Source organism: Curvibacter gracilis ATCC BAA-807, assembly GCF_000518645.1.
Classification (GTDB): Bacteria; Pseudomonadota; Gammaproteobacteria; order Burkholderiales; family Burkholderiaceae_C; genus Curvibacter; species Curvibacter gracilis.
The window spans coordinates 1-15,716 of record NZ_KI912467.1; the positions used below are offsets into that span (position 1 = coordinate 1).

The following is a 15,716-nucleotide window of genomic DNA, read 5'->3' on the forward strand; positions in this document are numbered from 1 at the left end:
TCCTCGGACTGGGCGCCAATGATCGCTCGGCCAAGGCCTTCCAGCGGCTGCACGGAGAACTCTTCGCTGCCTGCGGCTAAGCGCAGCTGGCCGATCACCGGCCTCACGAAACTCACGGATCCATAAAAATCGCCTGCCCGCGAGGTTGCGGCGTGGGGCAATTGCACGCCAACCCGAACAAGTCGCCCACCAACTCGCGATTCCGACGATCCAGTGCCATCGAGTTGGGTGATGTCATCTCCCAGGCTGTCAAATTGAACGGGCACGACCCAACAAAACAGACCAACCCGAGCATGCGTGCGCCTGGGCTCACGGATTCAGGTATCTATACAAACCGGCAGAATTTCTAAAATAAGCGATTGAATATGCGAAAGCAAGAAAACCCAGAACTCTAGCCGAGTTCAAAAAAATCAACTGACTTGGACTCAGCAAGTCAGCATCGGTGAATTCACCACGCTCCTGCAATAAAAGATCAAAGCCAATAGCACTGGACATTAGCAGGGCACCTGCAATACATAAGCTCACAACCAAAAGCAAATCTTTAGTCGTTGGACTTGACAAGTTTGAAGAAGATTCGGTTACCCCAAGTCTGCGGCGATGCACAACTTTAAAGTAGGCCAAGGTAAAGAAAATCAAAAAAACAAAAACAACTAATGCAGCATCCTGAATTTCATCTGGACCATACATTGAGCCAAAAAAAGGAAATACACCAATGTGTACATGCATCAATCCAGGACCTAGATAAAATAGGGCTAAATACGTACATACCAAAAAAAGACTTGCACAATTCTTAGATGAAATAACACACAGAAAAACAAGAAAAATGGAAACAATGAAATCCAACCAAAGAACCCCCGATCCACTGGAGTATGAGAAGTCCAAAAAGAAAATAAAATAGAGCAGTGGAACTAATGCGCAACAAAGAAAAGCAGGGAATGCTGCCGATTCGAATCGAGCCCTGCCATTTATTATTTTATAATTTAAATACATTGTTGAATCCATGATTAATATGCATTTTTTGAGAAAAATCCCTTAAAAATAGTCATGAATATGATTTTCAAATCGAACCAGATTGACCAATTTTCGATGTAAAAAAGATCAGCTTGAACTCGTGCTTCCATCTTATCCACCGTATCAGTTTCCCCTCTTAATCCGTTGACCTGCGCCCATCCCGTAATACCCGGCTTCACCTTGTGCCGCAGCATGTAACGCGGGATCAGTTCACGGTATTGCATGTTGTGTGCCACCGCATGGGGCCTGGGGCCCACAATGCTCATACGGCCTTGCAGCACATTCACAAACTGGGGCAGTTCGTCGAGGCTGCTGCGACGCAAAAAGGCCCCCAAGGGGGTGATGCGTGAATCGCCTTTTTTGGCTTGTGTGACATGGCCGTGGCCTTCGTCGTGCACATACATGCTGCGAAACTTGTAGACCTCAATTTCTTCACCATTCCAACCGTGGCGTTTTTGTTTGAAGATGATGGGGCCCTTGGAGGTGAACTTAACGGCCAGGGCCACGCCCAGCAAGATGGGCGATATCAAGATCAAGATCAGGCTGGCCACAATGCGGTCTTCGAGCCACTTCACAATCAGGTTGAAGCCCGACATGGGCGAGCTCGAGATGTCGAGCATGGGCATGCCCAGCACCACGCTCAGGCCGTTGTTCACCATTTGAAAGGCGCCCATGTCGGGCACCAGGCGGATATTGGCCGTGCTGTGGCGCAGCTCATTCAACACGGGCTGCAGGCCGCTCATGTCATTGGCCGGGGGGCAAATCCATACCTCGTCGGGGTCGAGCTGGCCAATCGAATAGTGCAGGCCATCGATGTCGTCAATGCTCACCACACCGGTCAGGTCGTAGCCTGTCCAGGTGCTGGTTTTTACGCGGCGGCGTATGGCGGCCACGGGCCCGCCGCCGCCCACCAGCAACACCCGCATATGGTTCACCTGCCGACCACGCATGTAGCTCATGATCAAGAACACGCACAACCGGGCCAACCAAGAAATTCCCAGCGATGTGCCGGCCCAGGTCAACAGCCAAATACGAGAAAAATCACCACTGCTTTTGGTCAGCACCAGCCAGGTCATCAGCAGGGCCCAGGTGATGGCCCAGCTCACGCCCACCCGGCCCAGCATGGCCTTGAACTGGCCGCCACGCCAATTGCGGTACACGGCAGACGACACCAAGGTCATCAGCGTGGCCATCTGGATGATCAGCAAGGCATACACCTGGGGCAGCGGCAATACTGCAGCACCATCAAAGCGCCACAAATACGCCACTAAACCCGAGCCGGCAAAGGCAAACCAGTCCACCCCGTGCACGGCAAAGCGCATGAGCGAAGCTGAACTTCTCATCGAGAACGTAGCCAAAAAATCCCTCCCTCTGTTTTGTTTTACAGATTCACGCTACAAAAAAAACAGCTGCCTGCGCAGCGGTGGGCACTAGGCCTGCCGGCCGTAAACGTCTTGAAACCGCACAATATCGTCTTCACCCAGGTAGGTGCCACTTTGCACCTCAATCATCTCGAGCGGCAATTTGCCGGGGTTCTCGAGCCGGTGTTTTTCACCCAGGGGGATGTAGGTGCTTTGGTTTTCGCTCACCAAAAACACCTGGTCGCCGCGGGTGACCTGGGCGGTGCCCTGCACCACAATCCAGTGCTCGGCACGGTGGTGGTGCATTTGTAGCGACAAGGCCGCACCGGGTTTGACCACAATGCGCTTTACCTGAAAACGGTCGCCCGCATCCACGCTGTCGTACCAGCCCCAGGGGCGGTGCACCTTGCGGCTGGCGCCGGCCTCGGTGCGGCCGGTAGCCTTGAGGTGGTTCACCACGTCTTTGACCTTTTGAATGTGGCTGCGGCTGGCCACCAGCACGGCATCTGCGGTTTCAATCACCACCGCATCGTCCAAACCCACGCAAGCCACCAGGCGCGATTGCGCCATCACCAAGGTATTGCGGGTGTCAATGGCCAGGGCGTCGCCTTGCAGGGCGTTGCCATTCGCATCCTTGGCGCTGATGTCCCACACCGCGTTCCAGGCACCCACGTCTGACCAATTGGCCGCCAGGGGCACCACCACCACCTCGCCGGTGTTGTGCTGGGCGCTGGCCAGTTTTTCCATCACCGCGTAGTCGATCGAGTCGGATGGGCAGGCCGCAAACGCAGCCTTGTCGGGGCGAATGAAGTCAGCATCGGCCTTGCGAGCCTCAAAAGCCTGTTGGCAGGCTTGCAGCATGGCGGGCTGCAGGCTGGCCATTTTGGCCAGCCACACCGAGGCCTTGATCACAAAAATGCCGCCGTTCCAATAAAACTGGCCGCTTTCAAGATATTGCTTTGCGGTGGCGGCATCGGGCTTTTCTACAAACTCGGCCACGGCATAGGCGGCGGTATCTTCAGGCAGCGCTGCACCCTTGCGGATATAGCCATAGCCGGTTTCAGGCGCTGTGGCCTCAATGCCAAAGGTCACCAGCTTGCCGGCCTGGGCCAGGGGCACGCCCTGCAGCACGGCGGCCTTGAAGGCGGCCTGGTCTTGAATCACATGGTCGGCCGGCATCACCACCAGCACGGGGTCTTGGCCAGTGGCCACGGCGGCCAGAGCGCCCAGCGTCAGGGCCGGTGCGGTGTTGCGCCCTGTGGGCTCCAGAACCAAGGCGGCAGGCGTCACGCCCACTTGCAGCAATTGCTCGCCCAGCAAAAAGCGGTATTCGTCATTGCCCACCAATACCGGGGCGGCCAAAGTCAGCGCCCCACCCTGCCCCAGGCTGTTCAGACGAAGCGCTGTGTCTTGCAGCAGGCTGTTGGCGCCCACCAGCTTCAGCAGCTGTTTGGGGTATTGCTCGCGCGACAAAGGCCACAGGCGGGTGCCCGAGCCACCGCACAAGATCAAGGGTTGTACAACCGTCGTCATCAAAAATCCTCCGCTCATTGTTTATGTTCGTTCAGCACCACAAGCACTAAGCACGCCAGGGGGTTGGCCTCGGCCAATGCCGTGGTATTCAAGCCCGGCGGCCGCCACGGCCTCGGGGTCGTATTGGTTGCGCCCGTCAAACACCAGGGGCTGGCGCAGGCTTTGGCGCATCTGCTGCAAATCAAAACCTCTGAACTCTTTCCACTCGGTCACCAGCAGCAGGGCATCGGCCTGTTGCAGGGCCTCGGCGGCACTGTTCACATAGCTCACGCGGTGCAGCAATTCGGGCACGCCGGCAAAATCGAGCGCAATGCTGCGCTGGGCCTCGGCCTGGGCAATGGGGTCGTAGGCGCGCACGCTGGCACCGCGGTGCAGCAGCTCTTTGATGATGTGGCGGCTGGGCGCCTGGCGCATGTCGTCGGTATTGGGTTTGAAGGCCAGGCCCCAGATGGCAAAGGTTTTGCCGCGCAAATCGTCGCCCAGGCGAGCCGTGAGCTTGCGCACCAGCACATCAAACTGGTGCCGGTTGGCTTCTTCTACCGCCTCCAGCACGCGCATGGGGTGACCCCATTCGGCGGCAGTGCGGCGCAAGGCCTGCACGTCTTTCGGAAAACACGATCCACCATAGCCGGTGCCCGCATACAAAAAGCTGTAGCCAATGCGGCTGTCGCTGCCAATGCCCAGGCGCACCTGTTCAATATCAGCGCCCACCTCGTCGGCCAGGTTGGCCAGCTCGTTCATGAAGCTGATGCGGGTGGCCAGCATGGCGTTGGCGGCGTATTTGGTCAGCTCGGCGCTGTGGATGCTCATGCGCATCAGGCGGTCATGGTTGCGGTTGATGGGTGCGTACAGCTTGCGCATCACCTCAAAGGCTTTGTCACCCAGGGGCCCCTCGGCCGCGCCCACCACAATGCGGTCGGGGCGCATGAAGTCGTCAATCGCCGCGCCTTCTTTCAAAAACTCAGGGTTCGAGACAACAGCAAAATCAGCCGCTGCGCCGCGCTCTTGCAGCACCTGGGCAACAGCCGCCTTCACCTTGCCAGCCGTACCCACGGGCACTGTGGATTTGTTCACGATCACCGTGAATTCATTCATGTGCTGGGCAATGCTGCGGCCCGCCGCCAACACATACTGCAAATCTGCCGCCCCGTCTTCGTCGGGCGGGGTGCCCACCGCAATGAACTGCAAAGGTGCATGGGCCACGCCCTCGGCCATGCTGGTTGAAAACTTCAGCCGCCCTGCCGCCCGGTTGCGGGCAATCAGTGCGTCCAGCCCAGGCTCGTAAATGGGCACACCACCGCTGTTCAGCAGGTCCACCTTGGCGGCATCCACATCCACGCACATCACATGATGGCCCAGGTCGGCAAAACACACGCCACTTACCAGGCCCACATAGCCTGCACCAATCACAGTCACGTTCATTTGAGAACCTCCGGGCAGGAGGATAAATGCAAAAAAAGGCCAAACCGTGACTCTTCGGCCCCTTGCAAATGAACAAACTGTGCCCGCACCTCAACTCCGCCCGTCACGCAATGCGCTGTCGTCATGCGCCAAGGCCAATTGCAATGGCTGGCCTTTCACCAGGGCCTGCAGATGGGCCTCGAACCTGGCCAACACTGCCGCCTGGTCCAGATGGGTTTCGGCAAAGGCCCGGGCAGCAGCGCCCATGGTTTGGCGCAAAACCGGGTCTGCCGCCAATCGCAATACCGTCTGGGCCATGGCGCTGGGCACCTCAGGGGGTACCACCAAGCCCAGGGGGCTGGGGCTGCTGCTGGGGCCAACGGGCACATCTCCGCCCACCACACAGGCCAACTCTGTGCCCGCATGGGCAGTGGCGATCACCGGGCGCCCACTGGCCAGCATGCCCGTCAGTTTGGAGGGCATCACCAGGTCGGCCGCATCGGCGCGCTGGGGCAGCAAATGGATGTCGGCCAAGGCCAACAGGCTGGGCAGTACATCAAGCGGCTGCAAGTCCATGAAGCGCACCTGGCTCAGGCCCTGGCAGGATTTTTCAAGCGCATCGCGCCCAGCCCCGTTGCCGCAAAACACAAACACCAGCCGACGCGCCACCGCCTCAGGGGCCTGGCTGCATTGCTGGGCCACCTCAGCCAAGATCTCCAGCCCCTGCTTGGCCCCCATGTTGCCCGAGTAGAGGCACACCACGGCGTCGGGCGCAATGCCCAGGCTGTCGCGCAATTGGGCCACGCTGGCATGCTCACGGGGCAGGCCGATGTGCGAAATGTCCACCCAATTGGGCAGCATCTCAGTGGCCTGCCTGGGCACACCCTTGTCGAGCAACATGCGGCGCATGTTTTGCGAAATGGTCGACACCACATCAAAGCGCCGCAACACAAACCGCTCCAGGCGCAATGCCAAGGCCTTGAGCCGCGGGTTTTTAAGAATGCCGAGCGAGAACGCAGCATCCAGTTCAAAGTCTTGCACATGCAGCCATGCGTTGGCCCGAGCCAAGCGGGCCACCAGCCAGGCCGTAGGGGTGCACATCAGCGATGGGGCCACCACCCACACCACATCGGGCTGCCAAAAAAGCTGACGCAGCATCACCGGCAGGCTGCTGGCTGCAAAACTCAAGTGATGCAGAATGCGAGTGGCACCGCTCACGCGCTTGGGCACCCACAAGGGGCTACGCCACACATCCACCCCATCCTGCTGCGTACGGCGGTAACGGGTGGCCGAAAACCCATCGCCCACCTGCCAACTGGGGTAGTACGGCGGGGCAGTGACCACGCGCACCTCATGCCCTTGGGAAGCCAGGTAGCGGGCCATTTCACCGGTGTATTTGCCAATGCCAATCACCTCAGGCGAATAATTGAGGCCATAAAGCAATATTTTCATGGCGAGGCCCTCAAGCGCAAACCAAGGCGCAGGGGCCTGGCAATGCCTGAGCCCTGAAAAGGCAGGGCAGCTTCAAGAAAAAGTTCGCTCGGGCCAGTGCTGTTTGTGTCATTTTTTCTAGGGGCCTGAGGCCCTCCCTTTGGTCGCAGTCACGCAGTCACGATGGGCATGCCCCTGGGGGCACGGCTTGTTGAATTGGGCTGAATGGCACCCCTTTTGCGGTGTAACGAATCGATCTACAAAGCCATGCATCGGCACGCAATTTCAATGCCGCATCGCCACTCAAGCTGGCCGCCAGGCCGGCATTCAACGCAAATTCAGGGGCCATGGGGCGCAAGGTGGCCGCACGGCTGAAGTTGCTGTAGGCCTGCTGGTAATAGCCCTGGGCCAAACCGGGCACACCCTGGGCTTGCTCTGCAAAGTTGGCATAAAGGTAGCCCATGTGGGCCTGCAACTGAGCATCGCCAGGGGTTTGCGCCAGGCCCTTGGCCACGTCGTCACGCCAGGCGCCCCATTGCTTCAGTGGCACCGGCTTGGGGTGCGCCTGCCAAGCCACCAGGGCGGCGCGGGTTTTGGCGGTGCCCAGGTCGGCGATGGCTGCCGGCCACAGTTGCTGCAGGGCTGCCACTGCCAGCACCCCCAGTGCCAACAGCAACACCCACTGCAAGGCCAAACGGGGGTGCAACTTACTCATGTCAGCCCAGGCCCAAAATCTGGGCAGGTGTGGTTTTGAACAGGCGCTCAGCCCGCCGCTCCCCGTACTCAGCGGCCACGGCCTCCAGGGCCGCCTTCAGATGAGGGGGACGGCTGTCCAGGTTGTGGGCGTCGCTGGCCACCACGTTCACGGCGTCTTGCTCCATCAGGGCCCAGGCAGCTTTTTCAGAGGCCTTGCCAAACTGGCCCAGCAGCGAGCCACCGGTGACCTGCAGCCAGCACCCGGCCGCCAGGTAGGGCTGGATGCGGTCCACATTCGCCATCACCTGCTTGTTGCGCTCGGGGTGGGCAATCAGGGGGCGAATGCCCTGCTCCAGCAGGCGGTACACAAAGCCCAGGCCCCAGGCCGGCAGGCCCTGGTGCGGAAACTCGAGCAGCAAGATCTTCAGGCCTTTGTATTCACCCAAAAAAGGCACCTCTTGGGCTTGCAACTGGCTCAGAGACTCATCCGAGGCGCGCAGCTCGGCACCGGGGTACACCGCCAACGGTATGCCATGGTGGTTCAAGGCTTGCTGAAAAGCCTGCACATGCACGGCAATCACCGACTTTTGGTTGGGGTAGCGCCCAGGGTGGATGTGGGGCGTCATGGCGCTGGCGGTAATGCCATCGGCCACGGCGGCACGGGCCAGGTCCAGCGCTTCGTTCAGGTTGCGGGCGCCATCGTCAATGCCATGCAAAAAATGGCAGTGCAGATCGATGATGCCGGTGGTGGCGGTCATGGGTAGGGGCTGGCAGGATCAGGGGTCAAATCAATGCGGGGCTCAGGCTGCCTTTTTGGCGTCTTTGCCAAGGCTGTTGGCCTGGGCCTGGCCATAACCGCCTTGGTAGCCGTCTTTGCCATAGCCATACTTGCCGTAGCCCGAGTACTCGCCGTGGTATTTTTCGGCGCGCTTGAAGTCGAAGCGGTTCAGCACCACACCCAAGATCTCGCCCTCGGCACGGCGAATGCGTTGCAGGCCCTTGCGCGCCAGTTGGTAAGGGGTTTCGGCAGCCTTGATGGTGTAGATCACACCGGTGGCATACGAGCTGATCACCAGCGCATCGCTTACCAGCTCTACCGGGGGCGAGTCGATCACGATCACCTCGTAAATGGTGGCCAACTCATCCAGCAAGGCCTTGAACTTTTGCGACAGCAAAATTTCAAGCGCATTGGGCGGTATGGGGCCCGAGCTCAGTACGCTCAGGCTGCTGCCCGGCACGGCCTGCAGGCAGTCGTCCAGCTTGGCCGTGCCGGCCGCCAGGTTCGACAAACCCTTGGCCCCAGGGGCCAGGTCCAGGCCCTTGGCAATCGAGGGGCGGCGCATGTCGGCGTCAATCAGCAAGGTGCGCTTGGTCTGGGCATGCGCCAGGGCCAGGTTGATCGAGAAGGTGGTTTTGCCCTCGCCCGGCAAGCTGCTGGTCACCAGCAAAATGCGGTTGGGCACGTCAATGGCCGACAACAGCACACCGGTGCGGGCGGTGCGAATCGCCTCTGAGTAAATCGACTCGGGATGGTCCACAAACAAGCGGGCACTCGACAAGCGATCGGTGTCACGCTTGTCCAGCAAAGGCAAGGTGGTCAGCAACGGGGTTTTGAGCTTGGCTTCAACGTCTTCGGTGGTCTTGATGGTGTTGTCCAGCCGATCGAGCAGCAGGGCCACCAGCACGCCCAAAAACAGGCCCAGCACAAAGGCAATGACAATGATTTGCGCCTTTTGCGGCTTGACGGGCTTGTCAGGCACCACGGCGACATCGACCACGCGGGCCACCGCGCTTTGCAGGTCGCCCGCCACATTGGTTTCTTTGGCGCGGGTCATGAACATGTCGTAAATCTGGCGGTTGGAACTCACCTCGCGCTCCAGCACGCCCAGCTCAAATTCTTTGCGGTTGAGGCTTTGAATGCTGCCACGGGCGCTGTTGAGGGTGCCCTCCAGCGCGCGCTCGGTGCCCACCGCTACCTCGTACTCGCGGGTGACGCTGCCCACCACCGACTCGACCTGGCGCTTCACGTTTTCGCGTGCGCTTTTCAGGTTGGCCTCGGCCGCCACATACTTGGGGTGCTCAAAACCATAGCGCTGTGCCACTTCAGACATGGTGCGCTCGGCCTCGCCCTGGGCTTTCAAAGCCTCAGACACGTTGTTGTTGCGCACAACTGCAGGCAGGCTGCTGTAATCACCGTTTTTGCCCACCGATTTGATCTGGTTGTAGGCGTTCTCGGCCTCGGCGCGGCGCAAGCGGGTTTCTACCAGGCGCTGCGTCACCTCTTCAATCTGCTTGCCAGCACCGCTTTGGCTGGCACCTTTGACATCCACGATACCGGCCTTTTCGCGGTAGTTTTGCAGGTTGCGTTCAGACTCATCGAGCTTGGTCTTGAGCGACGACAGGCGCTCTTGCAGCCAGCCGCTGGCCTGCTTGGTCATTTTGTAGCGGGCATCGAGGTCATTCTCGATGTAGGTGTTGGCAATGGTGTTGGCCACCAGGGCCGACAAGGCCGGGCTGCTGGACTCAAAATTGATTTTGGCCAACTGGCTCAGGCGCACCGGCTCAATAGACAGTTGGCGGTTGAACTTTCCATAAACTGCATCTGCCAGCGCCGTCGTCGTCCAATCCTTGGGCTCAGCGGTTTCAGCGATGCCCAGCTTTTCTTGCAGCTCTTGCCATTGACCCTTTTCTTTGGTGCGGGGGTCAAATTCAGGGTAATCCCACAATTTGAGGGCATTGATCGTTCGCATGGCCACTTCACGCGATTTGATGATTTCAACCTGGGTTTGAAAATACTCGCGGCTTTGGCCCATGCCGCTGTACACATCTTCAATCGACACCACCTGCTTTTTGCTCGACTCGATCAACACCGTGGTGGTGGCACGGTACACAGGCGTCAGTGCAAACACAATCACACCGGCGAGCAAAGCCACCACCAAACCCAGGGCCAAAATGGCCCATTTGCGCTTGGTGATGCTGCGCCAGTATTCCACCAGGTCGAGCTTGCTGGCTTCGTCTTCGGGGTCGTGCAGCGAGATCTGCTTGTGCTTGTGCAGGTGCTCGGCAGCTTGGGGTGCGGTCAATTGCATGTGTGACAGACTCAATTCAAACAGCCCCACACAAGGTGCAGCTGCATTTAATGGCAAACAAATGGCAAGCGGGGCCTTGTTTCAAAGCCCCGGGGCAGCCCCAGGGGGCAGGGTCAGAAAAAGCTTTCTTCGACCGTCATGATGTCGCCTGGGCCCAGCGGGGTGTTCAGGTCGACTTTTTGTGCCCTTTGGTTGGGGTCGTCTTCACGAATCACAAAAATCTTGCTCAAAGAGGCACGTTCTTTGAAGCCACCGGCCAGCGAAGCGGCCTTACGCACCGTCAGGCCCGGTTGAAACGGGTAACCCCCGGGTTTTTCAACCATGCCATTCACATAAAACGGACGGTATTCTTCGATTTGCACCGACACCCTGGGGTTGACCAAAATGCGGCCCTTCAGGCCAGCCACGATGATGGCTTCCAGGTCGCCCACGGTGCGACCCAGCACCTTGATTTCGCCAATGGCCGGAAAGCTGACGGTGCCCGCATCCGTGAGGCGGATTTTTTCACGGGTGAAGTCGTCTTCGCCCAGCACCCGGATGCTGATCACATCGCCAGCCGCCAGCTTGTAGCTGGACAAGGCCGACACCCGTGATGCCACCTGGGGGCTGAGCACGTAGTCGCCCGCAGGGGTGGATGGTGCATCGGCGGCCATGGCCACACCCGCACCGCAAATGAACCATGCCCCGACAACCGCCGCCTTGAAAATACCCAAGAATCGAAACAAGCTCACAAGCCCTACCCCATCAACGATTAAAGAGTGCCTTGCAGCGAGAAGAAGGTCGAGTTGCGGTTGAACTCGTTGATGACCTGGTTCGACTTGCGCTTGGTGTAAGCCCATTGCGCGCCGGCACGCCAGTTGCGGCCCACTTCGTAAAACACGCCAATCGAGGCGTTGTCGATGTTGTCGGTACGGCCTGCACCGTCGTATGTCGACTTCAGCGTACCCAGGCTGGCGGTGCTGGTCAGGTTGCTGCGCCACTGGTGGTTCCAGTTGACCAGGTTGCCAGTGTTGACCAGGAAGTTGCCCAAGCCGGTCGAGTCGGCCAGGGTGCGGCTGCTGATCAGCTCAAAGTTGGAGTAAGTGAGGGGCGACCACTTCACAGAACCCTCCCAAGCCGTGCCGGTGGCCTTGGGAAACGCGCTGTTGGAGAAGGTTTTTTGGGCCGAGCCAATTTTGAAGGCGCCCGAGGTCTTGGCGGTAGCATCCCACACCACACCCACGTAAATACGGCGGTCGTTGTTGCTGTAGCCCACATTGTTCACGTAGTCGGCATGCACCTGGTTCAACTCAACCATGGCATTGGTGCGCGGTGCCACACGGTAATAAAACCGGCCGGCAACACCGGTTTTGTCTTGGTTCAAGACCGAGGTCACCGTCAGGTTGTTTTGATAGCGCTTGGAGACGTAGTTGCCTTCAAGCTCAAAACGGCCTTGGGCGTCTTTGGCGCCATAGGCATAAATGGCGCGGGCGGTGGGCGCGTTCCAACGGTTCGGGGTGTCGGTAGCAGTGGTGTTGGTGGTGCCGCGGGCATCAGAGCTTTGGATGTAACCCACGTTCCAGCCCAGGGTAGACCGGCTGCTGAAGTAATTGTCACCCGCCAGATCAAAATTGTGCTGATTGAAATTATCAGCCGAGCTGGAGGTGTATTTTGTGTAATTGCCCTTATAACGCAGCGTATAACGGTCGCCGCGGGTTTTGAGCTCGCCCACAATATCGGGCTGCAAAGAGTACAGATTAGAAGAAACACCACCGGTGTTGGCGGCGTTCACGTTGCTGTTGTGACCAAAACCGGCCAAGGCAGACGCGTAAACAAAAATGCCGTTGTCAAAACGAACCGGCAGGCCATTGACAGGGGCCGTCAAAATGGTTTCTTGCGTGAAATCGCGGCGACCAATGCCCGACAGCTCATACGACGGGGTGGCAGCCAATTGGCTCAGGCTGCCGGTGGTGCCCGGTGCGCTGAAAACGCCGCCCATGAACCCGGCATCATTGCCTCGGGTGGAGGGGGCTGTGGGGGTGGCGGCGCTGTCTGCCGCGGCAGCGCTGCTGTTGGTTGTTTGCGCCTGTGCCGAAAGGCTGAGGCAGACCATGGCAATAGCGATTGCCAAAGGGTGGGTGGTGGGTGTGCTCATCTTTGTGGCCCTCTACTAGTGTGTTGATCGGTTCCGCGGCCCAGCCGCGCCTCGCCTGCACGCCATCGCCTCAATGGGGCGTCATCAGCAAATGTACGAAGATGTTAGCACGGCAGCCTTTTTTTGCCGTACAAACCCTAATAATGCTTTTGGGCCCCCTGTAACGCTTCAGGCGAGGGTGCCACGGGCTTTCCAGCCACACTCAGACATAGCATCAAAACGCGGGCCTCGAACTCACCCATTTGGGTGACAGGCACACTGATTAGCAATATCCGTGAATTATTTCCCGCTAGAAAATCAAATAAATCACTTAAGAAAAATTAATTTTGAAAAAAGTGATTTGCAGAAGCTTTACATTACTGAGCCATGACACCATGGCTGCTGGCCCGCGGAGGGGCCATGGCTACCTCAGAAGGGCTCCGCCGGGCCGTCTTGAGGGCGTTTTTCAGGCAAAACCAAATCATGCTTGTATCTATCGAGCAACACAAATTGCATTGATGACGCGTTCTTGGGCTGCGAAGGCGGGCTGTATTTGCCGCACTGCACACTAAACCAACGGCGCTGAGGCTCAGGCGCTACCATTCCAACCCGATGCACCTGCCAGCCTTTTCAGACAAACCCCGCCGGGCCCAGGCAGGCCTGGGCTTGAGTGCCACCATGCATGGCGCCAGACTGCGGGGCCTGCCGCTGGTGGCCCCCCGCCGCATGATGGGGGGGTTGTGCCTGGCTCTTTGCCTGGTGGCCGGCTGGTGCCATGCAGACTTGCTTGATTTTTCGCGCAACCTGCTGGCCTGGGCCGAGCAACGTTGGGGCGCCGGCGCCCCCAGCCGCATGCTGACCTGGCAGCGCATGGTGCGCGATGCCCAGGCCCTGGTGACGGCCAACCGCATCGATGCGCCCCAGTTGTTGACGCGCTCGAACGACTTTTTCAACCAGATCCCCTACATGACCGATCTGCGCCATTGGGGGGTGGACGATTATTGGGCCACGCCGGTTGAATCATTGGGCAGCCTGGGGGCCGACTGCGAAGACTATGCGGTTGCCAAGTACCTGACGCTGAAAGAGCTGGGCATACCGGTTGAACGTCTGCGCATCACCTATGTGCGTGCGCTGCGCCTGAACGAGGCGCACATGGTGCTGGCCTACTACCCCACCCCCGGTGCCGACCCGCTGATCCTGGACAACCTGAACCCGGTGATACGGCCGGCCTCGCAACGCACCGACCTGGAGCCGGTGTACAGCTTCAACGACGACGACCTGTGGCTGCCCGGTGGCTTGACGCGCAAGGGTGGCTCAAGCCAGGTGCGTTTGTGGAAAGAGTTGCAGGCCAAGCTGCTGCGTGAGCAGCAGATGTAAGACGGGCCCACGCAGCCCCAGCCCGAACAGTTCGGGCCCGGGGCCTGCAGGCTGGCCCAGGCGGCCCAGGCGGTCTAGGCGGTCTAGGCAGCCCAGGCAGGGTGCCGTGCTCAGCGCCGGCGCAGCAGCATGGGCACCACCCAGCTGGCCAGGCGCATCAGCCGCGAGGGGCCCAGCATCAGCACCACACCGACGGCCCCCGCCGCCAGCAAGGGCTGCCCGGTGATCAGGCGCAGTGTCTTGCTGCGGGGAAAGCCGGTGTCGCCGCCTGCAGCGGAGCCCTGCCCTCCTCTGGCTTGCAGTTCGGCGATGGCGGCCTGGATGCGGCGGGTTTGCCGCAGCAGGCGTTGACGCTCGATGCGCTCAACCAATTGGGCCTTGCGCTCGGCCAGGCTGAGCAATTGGTCAGACACATCGGTGATGGGCAGGGCCCCAGCGGGCGTGTCTGCCGTGGTGCCACCCACACCAGGGCTGGCCTGGTGGGGGTGGTGATGGGTGGAGTGGCTAGCGTGAGGGGTGTTTTGAGTCATAGGCCCTCCTTGAGGTCGGCCCAGTCGCGGCCCAGCTCGCGCCGGGTCAGGGCAAAGGCCTGCTCGCCCTGACGGGCCACGCGCAACAAGGCTGCAATCACCCAAGCCCAGGCCAGGGCCCAGATGGCCGCCACGCCCCAGGCGGCGCCAAGGCGCCAGGGCGTATCCCAGAACTGGACGAGCACGGCTGCCGACAGCACGATGAACAGCACCACCGTGAGTGCCGCCGCGGCCACCGACAGCAGCACCAAGCGGCGCAGCCGTTGCTTTTCTTCAGCCCATTCAATGCCCAGCAGCTCAACCCGGTCTTCGGCCGCCAGGGCGGCCTCGGTGACGGTGTCGCGCAGGCGCTGCAGCGGGGCCTCAAGCCCCAGCAGCGACAGCCATTTGAAGCGGCCCCCTGGGCGATCGCCAGGTTGCGCTGCAGACATCAGCGGCGGCCCAGCAGAAAGCCGACCAGAGCGCCCACGGCCAGCGCGGCACCGGCCACGCGCCAGGGTTCGTCGTGAGCGTAGTCGTTGGCCACGCGAGCGGCTTCGCGGGCTTGGCGAGCAGCCTCTTGGGCGGCGCGCACAGCGCTGACACGCACGCTTTCAATGCCGGCATCCATGCGGTCGCGCAGGGCACGGATCTCGGGCACGGCGTCGAGCTCTTTGCGACCGATCAGGCTGCGCAGGTCGGCGACAAGGTTCTCGAGTTCGGTCTGGGTGGAGTTGCCGGCAGATTCATGGGTGCTGGAAGACATTTTTACTCTCCTGGGTACAAGACTCCGTTGGGCCATATGCCAACCGACGAGCATGCCCCCATATTAAGCACAGTCAGTGGCATGACTTTGAGCGGGGTCAATTGGAGGGGGGCTACCGACTGGCGGTTCGTTAGTGGCAACGAGCGGCCATTTGGGAGGGGGAGCGCTTTGTTGTGCCACTGCACTCTGAGGCTTCTGCTCGTTGTTTGAGGGCGTAGGCCGGGGGGGCGTCCCGGCGGCCGAGGCACTGCGTAGAGCACTGCGCTGCTCGGGCCTGCCCCGCGGGGTAAGCGGGATCGGGATCGGGATCGGACGAGCTTGCCCAGGGGCTTTGCTACCGCTGCGCTCTGAGGCTGCTGCTCTTTGTTGAAGGGCGGAGGCCGGGATTGCGGCCCGGCGGCCGCCTCACTTTCTTTGCTTCGCCAAAGA

Annotated in this window: 14 protein-coding genes; 1 reads left to right on the forward strand and 13 read right to left on the reverse strand. The window is 60.0% G+C overall.

Features of this window, described 5'->3' with window-relative positions; genetic code table 11:
* Positions 1-309 precede the first annotated feature (309 nt).
* From L880_RS35975 to L880_RS0128760, 10 genes are all read right to left on the reverse strand, one after another.
* Positions 310-1,002, reverse strand: a complete 693-nt coding sequence (locus L880_RS35975; RefSeq protein WP_157463099.1) for a hypothetical protein — start codon at positions 1,000-1,002, stop codon at positions 310-312.
* A gap of 2 nt (positions 1,003-1,004) precedes the next feature.
* Positions 1,005-2,333: an undecaprenyl-phosphate glucose phosphotransferase gene (locus tag L880_RS0128720; RefSeq protein ID WP_084461717.1), complete on the reverse strand. Its 1,329-nt coding sequence runs from the start codon at positions 2,331-2,333 to the stop codon at positions 1,005-1,007.
* Positions 2,334-2,441: 108 nt separating this feature from the next.
* Positions 2,442-3,905 carry a mannose-1-phosphate guanylyltransferase/mannose-6-phosphate isomerase gene (locus tag L880_RS0128725; protein WP_043330977.1) on the reverse strand — a complete coding sequence of 488 codons (1,464 nt, stop codon included), beginning with the start codon at positions 3,903-3,905 and terminating at the stop codon, positions 2,442-2,444.
* A 21-nt stretch (positions 3,906-3,926) separates the two neighbouring features.
* A complete protein-coding gene (locus L880_RS33855) occupies positions 3,927-5,327 on the reverse strand; it encodes a UDP-glucose dehydrogenase family protein (RefSeq protein WP_043330979.1) in 1,401 nt (466 codons plus the stop codon).
* Between the two features lie 90 nt (positions 5,328-5,417).
* Positions 5,418-6,758 (reverse strand): glycosyltransferase WbuB, encoded by a 1,341-nt coding sequence (locus L880_RS0128735; RefSeq protein ID WP_027478531.1) that lies wholly within the window; start codon positions 6,756-6,758, stop codon positions 5,418-5,420.
* A gap of 157 nt (positions 6,759-6,915) precedes the next feature.
* A complete protein-coding gene (locus tag L880_RS0128740) occupies positions 6,916-7,452 on the reverse strand; it encodes a hypothetical protein (RefSeq protein ID WP_027478532.1) in 537 nt (178 codons plus the stop codon).
* 1 nt (position 7,453) lies between these two features.
* Positions 7,454-8,191 carry a tyrosine-protein phosphatase gene (locus L880_RS0128745; RefSeq protein ID WP_157463100.1) on the reverse strand — a complete coding sequence of 246 codons (738 nt, stop codon included), beginning with the start codon at positions 8,189-8,191 and terminating at the stop codon, positions 7,454-7,456.
* 42 nt (positions 8,192-8,233) lie between these two features.
* Positions 8,234-10,522 (reverse strand): GumC family protein, encoded by a 2,289-nt coding sequence (locus tag L880_RS33860; protein WP_051443658.1) that lies wholly within the window; start codon positions 10,520-10,522, stop codon positions 8,234-8,236.
* 113 nt (positions 10,523-10,635) lie between these two features.
* On the reverse strand, positions 10,636-11,361 hold the full coding sequence (locus tag L880_RS0128755; RefSeq protein ID WP_245615425.1) for a polysaccharide biosynthesis/export family protein: 726 nt from the start codon (positions 11,359-11,361) through the stop codon (positions 10,636-10,638).
* Positions 11,274-12,656: an outer membrane beta-barrel protein gene (locus tag L880_RS0128760; protein ID WP_084461720.1), complete on the reverse strand. Its 1,383-nt coding sequence runs from the start codon at positions 12,654-12,656 to the stop codon at positions 11,274-11,276. Before L880_RS0128760 ends, L880_RS0128755 begins: the two co-directional genes overlap by 88 nt.
* A gap of 657 nt (positions 12,657-13,313) precedes the next feature.
* On the opposite strand from L880_RS0128760, the gene L880_RS0128775 reads away from it, so the two are divergent.
* Positions 13,314-14,012 (forward strand): transglutaminase-like cysteine peptidase, encoded by a 699-nt coding sequence (locus tag L880_RS0128775; protein WP_211245370.1) that lies wholly within the window; start codon positions 13,314-13,316, stop codon positions 14,010-14,012.
* Positions 14,013-14,122: 110 nt separating this feature from the next.
* Here the strand turns inward: L880_RS0128775 and L880_RS0128780 are convergent, their stop codons facing one another.
* Genes L880_RS0128780 through L880_RS0128790 form a run of 3 tightly spaced genes read right to left on the reverse strand, consistent with a single transcriptional unit; the run spans position 14,123 to position 15,287 of the window.
* Positions 14,123-14,542, reverse strand: coding sequence for a hypothetical protein (locus L880_RS0128780; RefSeq protein WP_157463101.1), 420 nt, complete (start codon positions 14,540-14,542; stop codon positions 14,123-14,125).
* Entirely contained in the window at positions 14,539-14,973 is a 435-nt protein-coding gene (locus tag L880_RS0128785) for a phage holin family protein (protein WP_051443659.1), read from the reverse strand. Before L880_RS0128785 ends, L880_RS0128780 begins: the two co-directional genes overlap by 4 nt.
* A complete protein-coding gene (locus L880_RS0128790) occupies positions 14,973-15,287 on the reverse strand; it encodes a glycine zipper domain-containing protein (protein ID WP_027478539.1) in 315 nt (104 codons plus the stop codon). Before L880_RS0128790 ends, L880_RS0128785 begins: the two co-directional genes overlap by 1 nt.
* Positions 15,288-15,716: the final 429 nt, after the last annotated feature.

Excerpts from the sequence above, each read along its gene's own strand:
- L880_RS33855 (WP_043330979.1), bottom strand. The coding sequence starts at position 5,327 with ATGAACGTGACTGTGATTGGTGCAGGCTATGTGGGCCTGGTAAGTGGC.
- L880_RS33860 (WP_051443658.1), bottom strand. The coding sequence starts at position 10,522 with ATGCAATTGACCGCACCCCAAGCTGCCGAGCACCTGCACAAGCACAAG.
- L880_RS0128755 (WP_245615425.1), bottom strand. The coding sequence starts at position 11,361 with ATGGGCTTACACCAAGCGCAAGTCGAACCAGGTCATCAACGAGTTCAA.
- L880_RS0128725 (WP_043330977.1), bottom strand. The coding sequence starts at position 3,905 with ATGACGACGGTTGTACAACCCTTGATCTTGTGCGGTGGCTCGGGCACC.
- L880_RS0128760 (WP_084461720.1), bottom strand. The coding sequence starts at position 12,656 with ATGAGCACACCCACCACCCACCCTTTGGCAATCGCTATTGCCATGGTC.
- L880_RS0128735 (WP_027478531.1), bottom strand. The coding sequence starts at position 6,758 with ATGAAAATATTGCTTTATGGCCTCAATTATTCGCCTGAGGTGATTGGC.
- L880_RS0128775 (WP_211245370.1), top strand. The coding sequence starts at position 13,314 with ATGCATGGCGCCAGACTGCGGGGCCTGCCGCTGGTGGCCCCCCGCCGC.
- L880_RS0128780 (WP_157463101.1), bottom strand. The coding sequence starts at position 14,542 with ATGACTCAAAACACCCCTCACGCTAGCCACTCCACCCATCACCACCCC.
- L880_RS0128785 (WP_051443659.1), bottom strand. The coding sequence starts at position 14,973 with ATGTCTGCAGCGCAACCTGGCGATCGCCCAGGGGGCCGCTTCAAATGG.
- L880_RS0128740 (WP_027478532.1), bottom strand. The coding sequence starts at position 7,452 with ATGAGTAAGTTGCACCCCCGTTTGGCCTTGCAGTGGGTGTTGCTGTTG.
- L880_RS35975 (WP_157463099.1), bottom strand. The coding sequence starts at position 1,002 with ATGGATTCAACAATGTATTTAAATTATAAAATAATAAATGGCAGGGCT.
- L880_RS0128790 (WP_027478539.1), bottom strand. The coding sequence starts at position 15,287 with ATGTCTTCCAGCACCCATGAATCTGCCGGCAACTCCACCCAGACCGAA.
- L880_RS0128745 (WP_157463100.1), bottom strand. The coding sequence starts at position 8,191 with ATGACCGCCACCACCGGCATCATCGATCTGCACTGCCATTTTTTGCAT.
- L880_RS0128720 (WP_084461717.1), bottom strand. The coding sequence starts at position 2,333 with ATGCGCTTTGCCGTGCACGGGGTGGACTGGTTTGCCTTTGCCGGCTCG.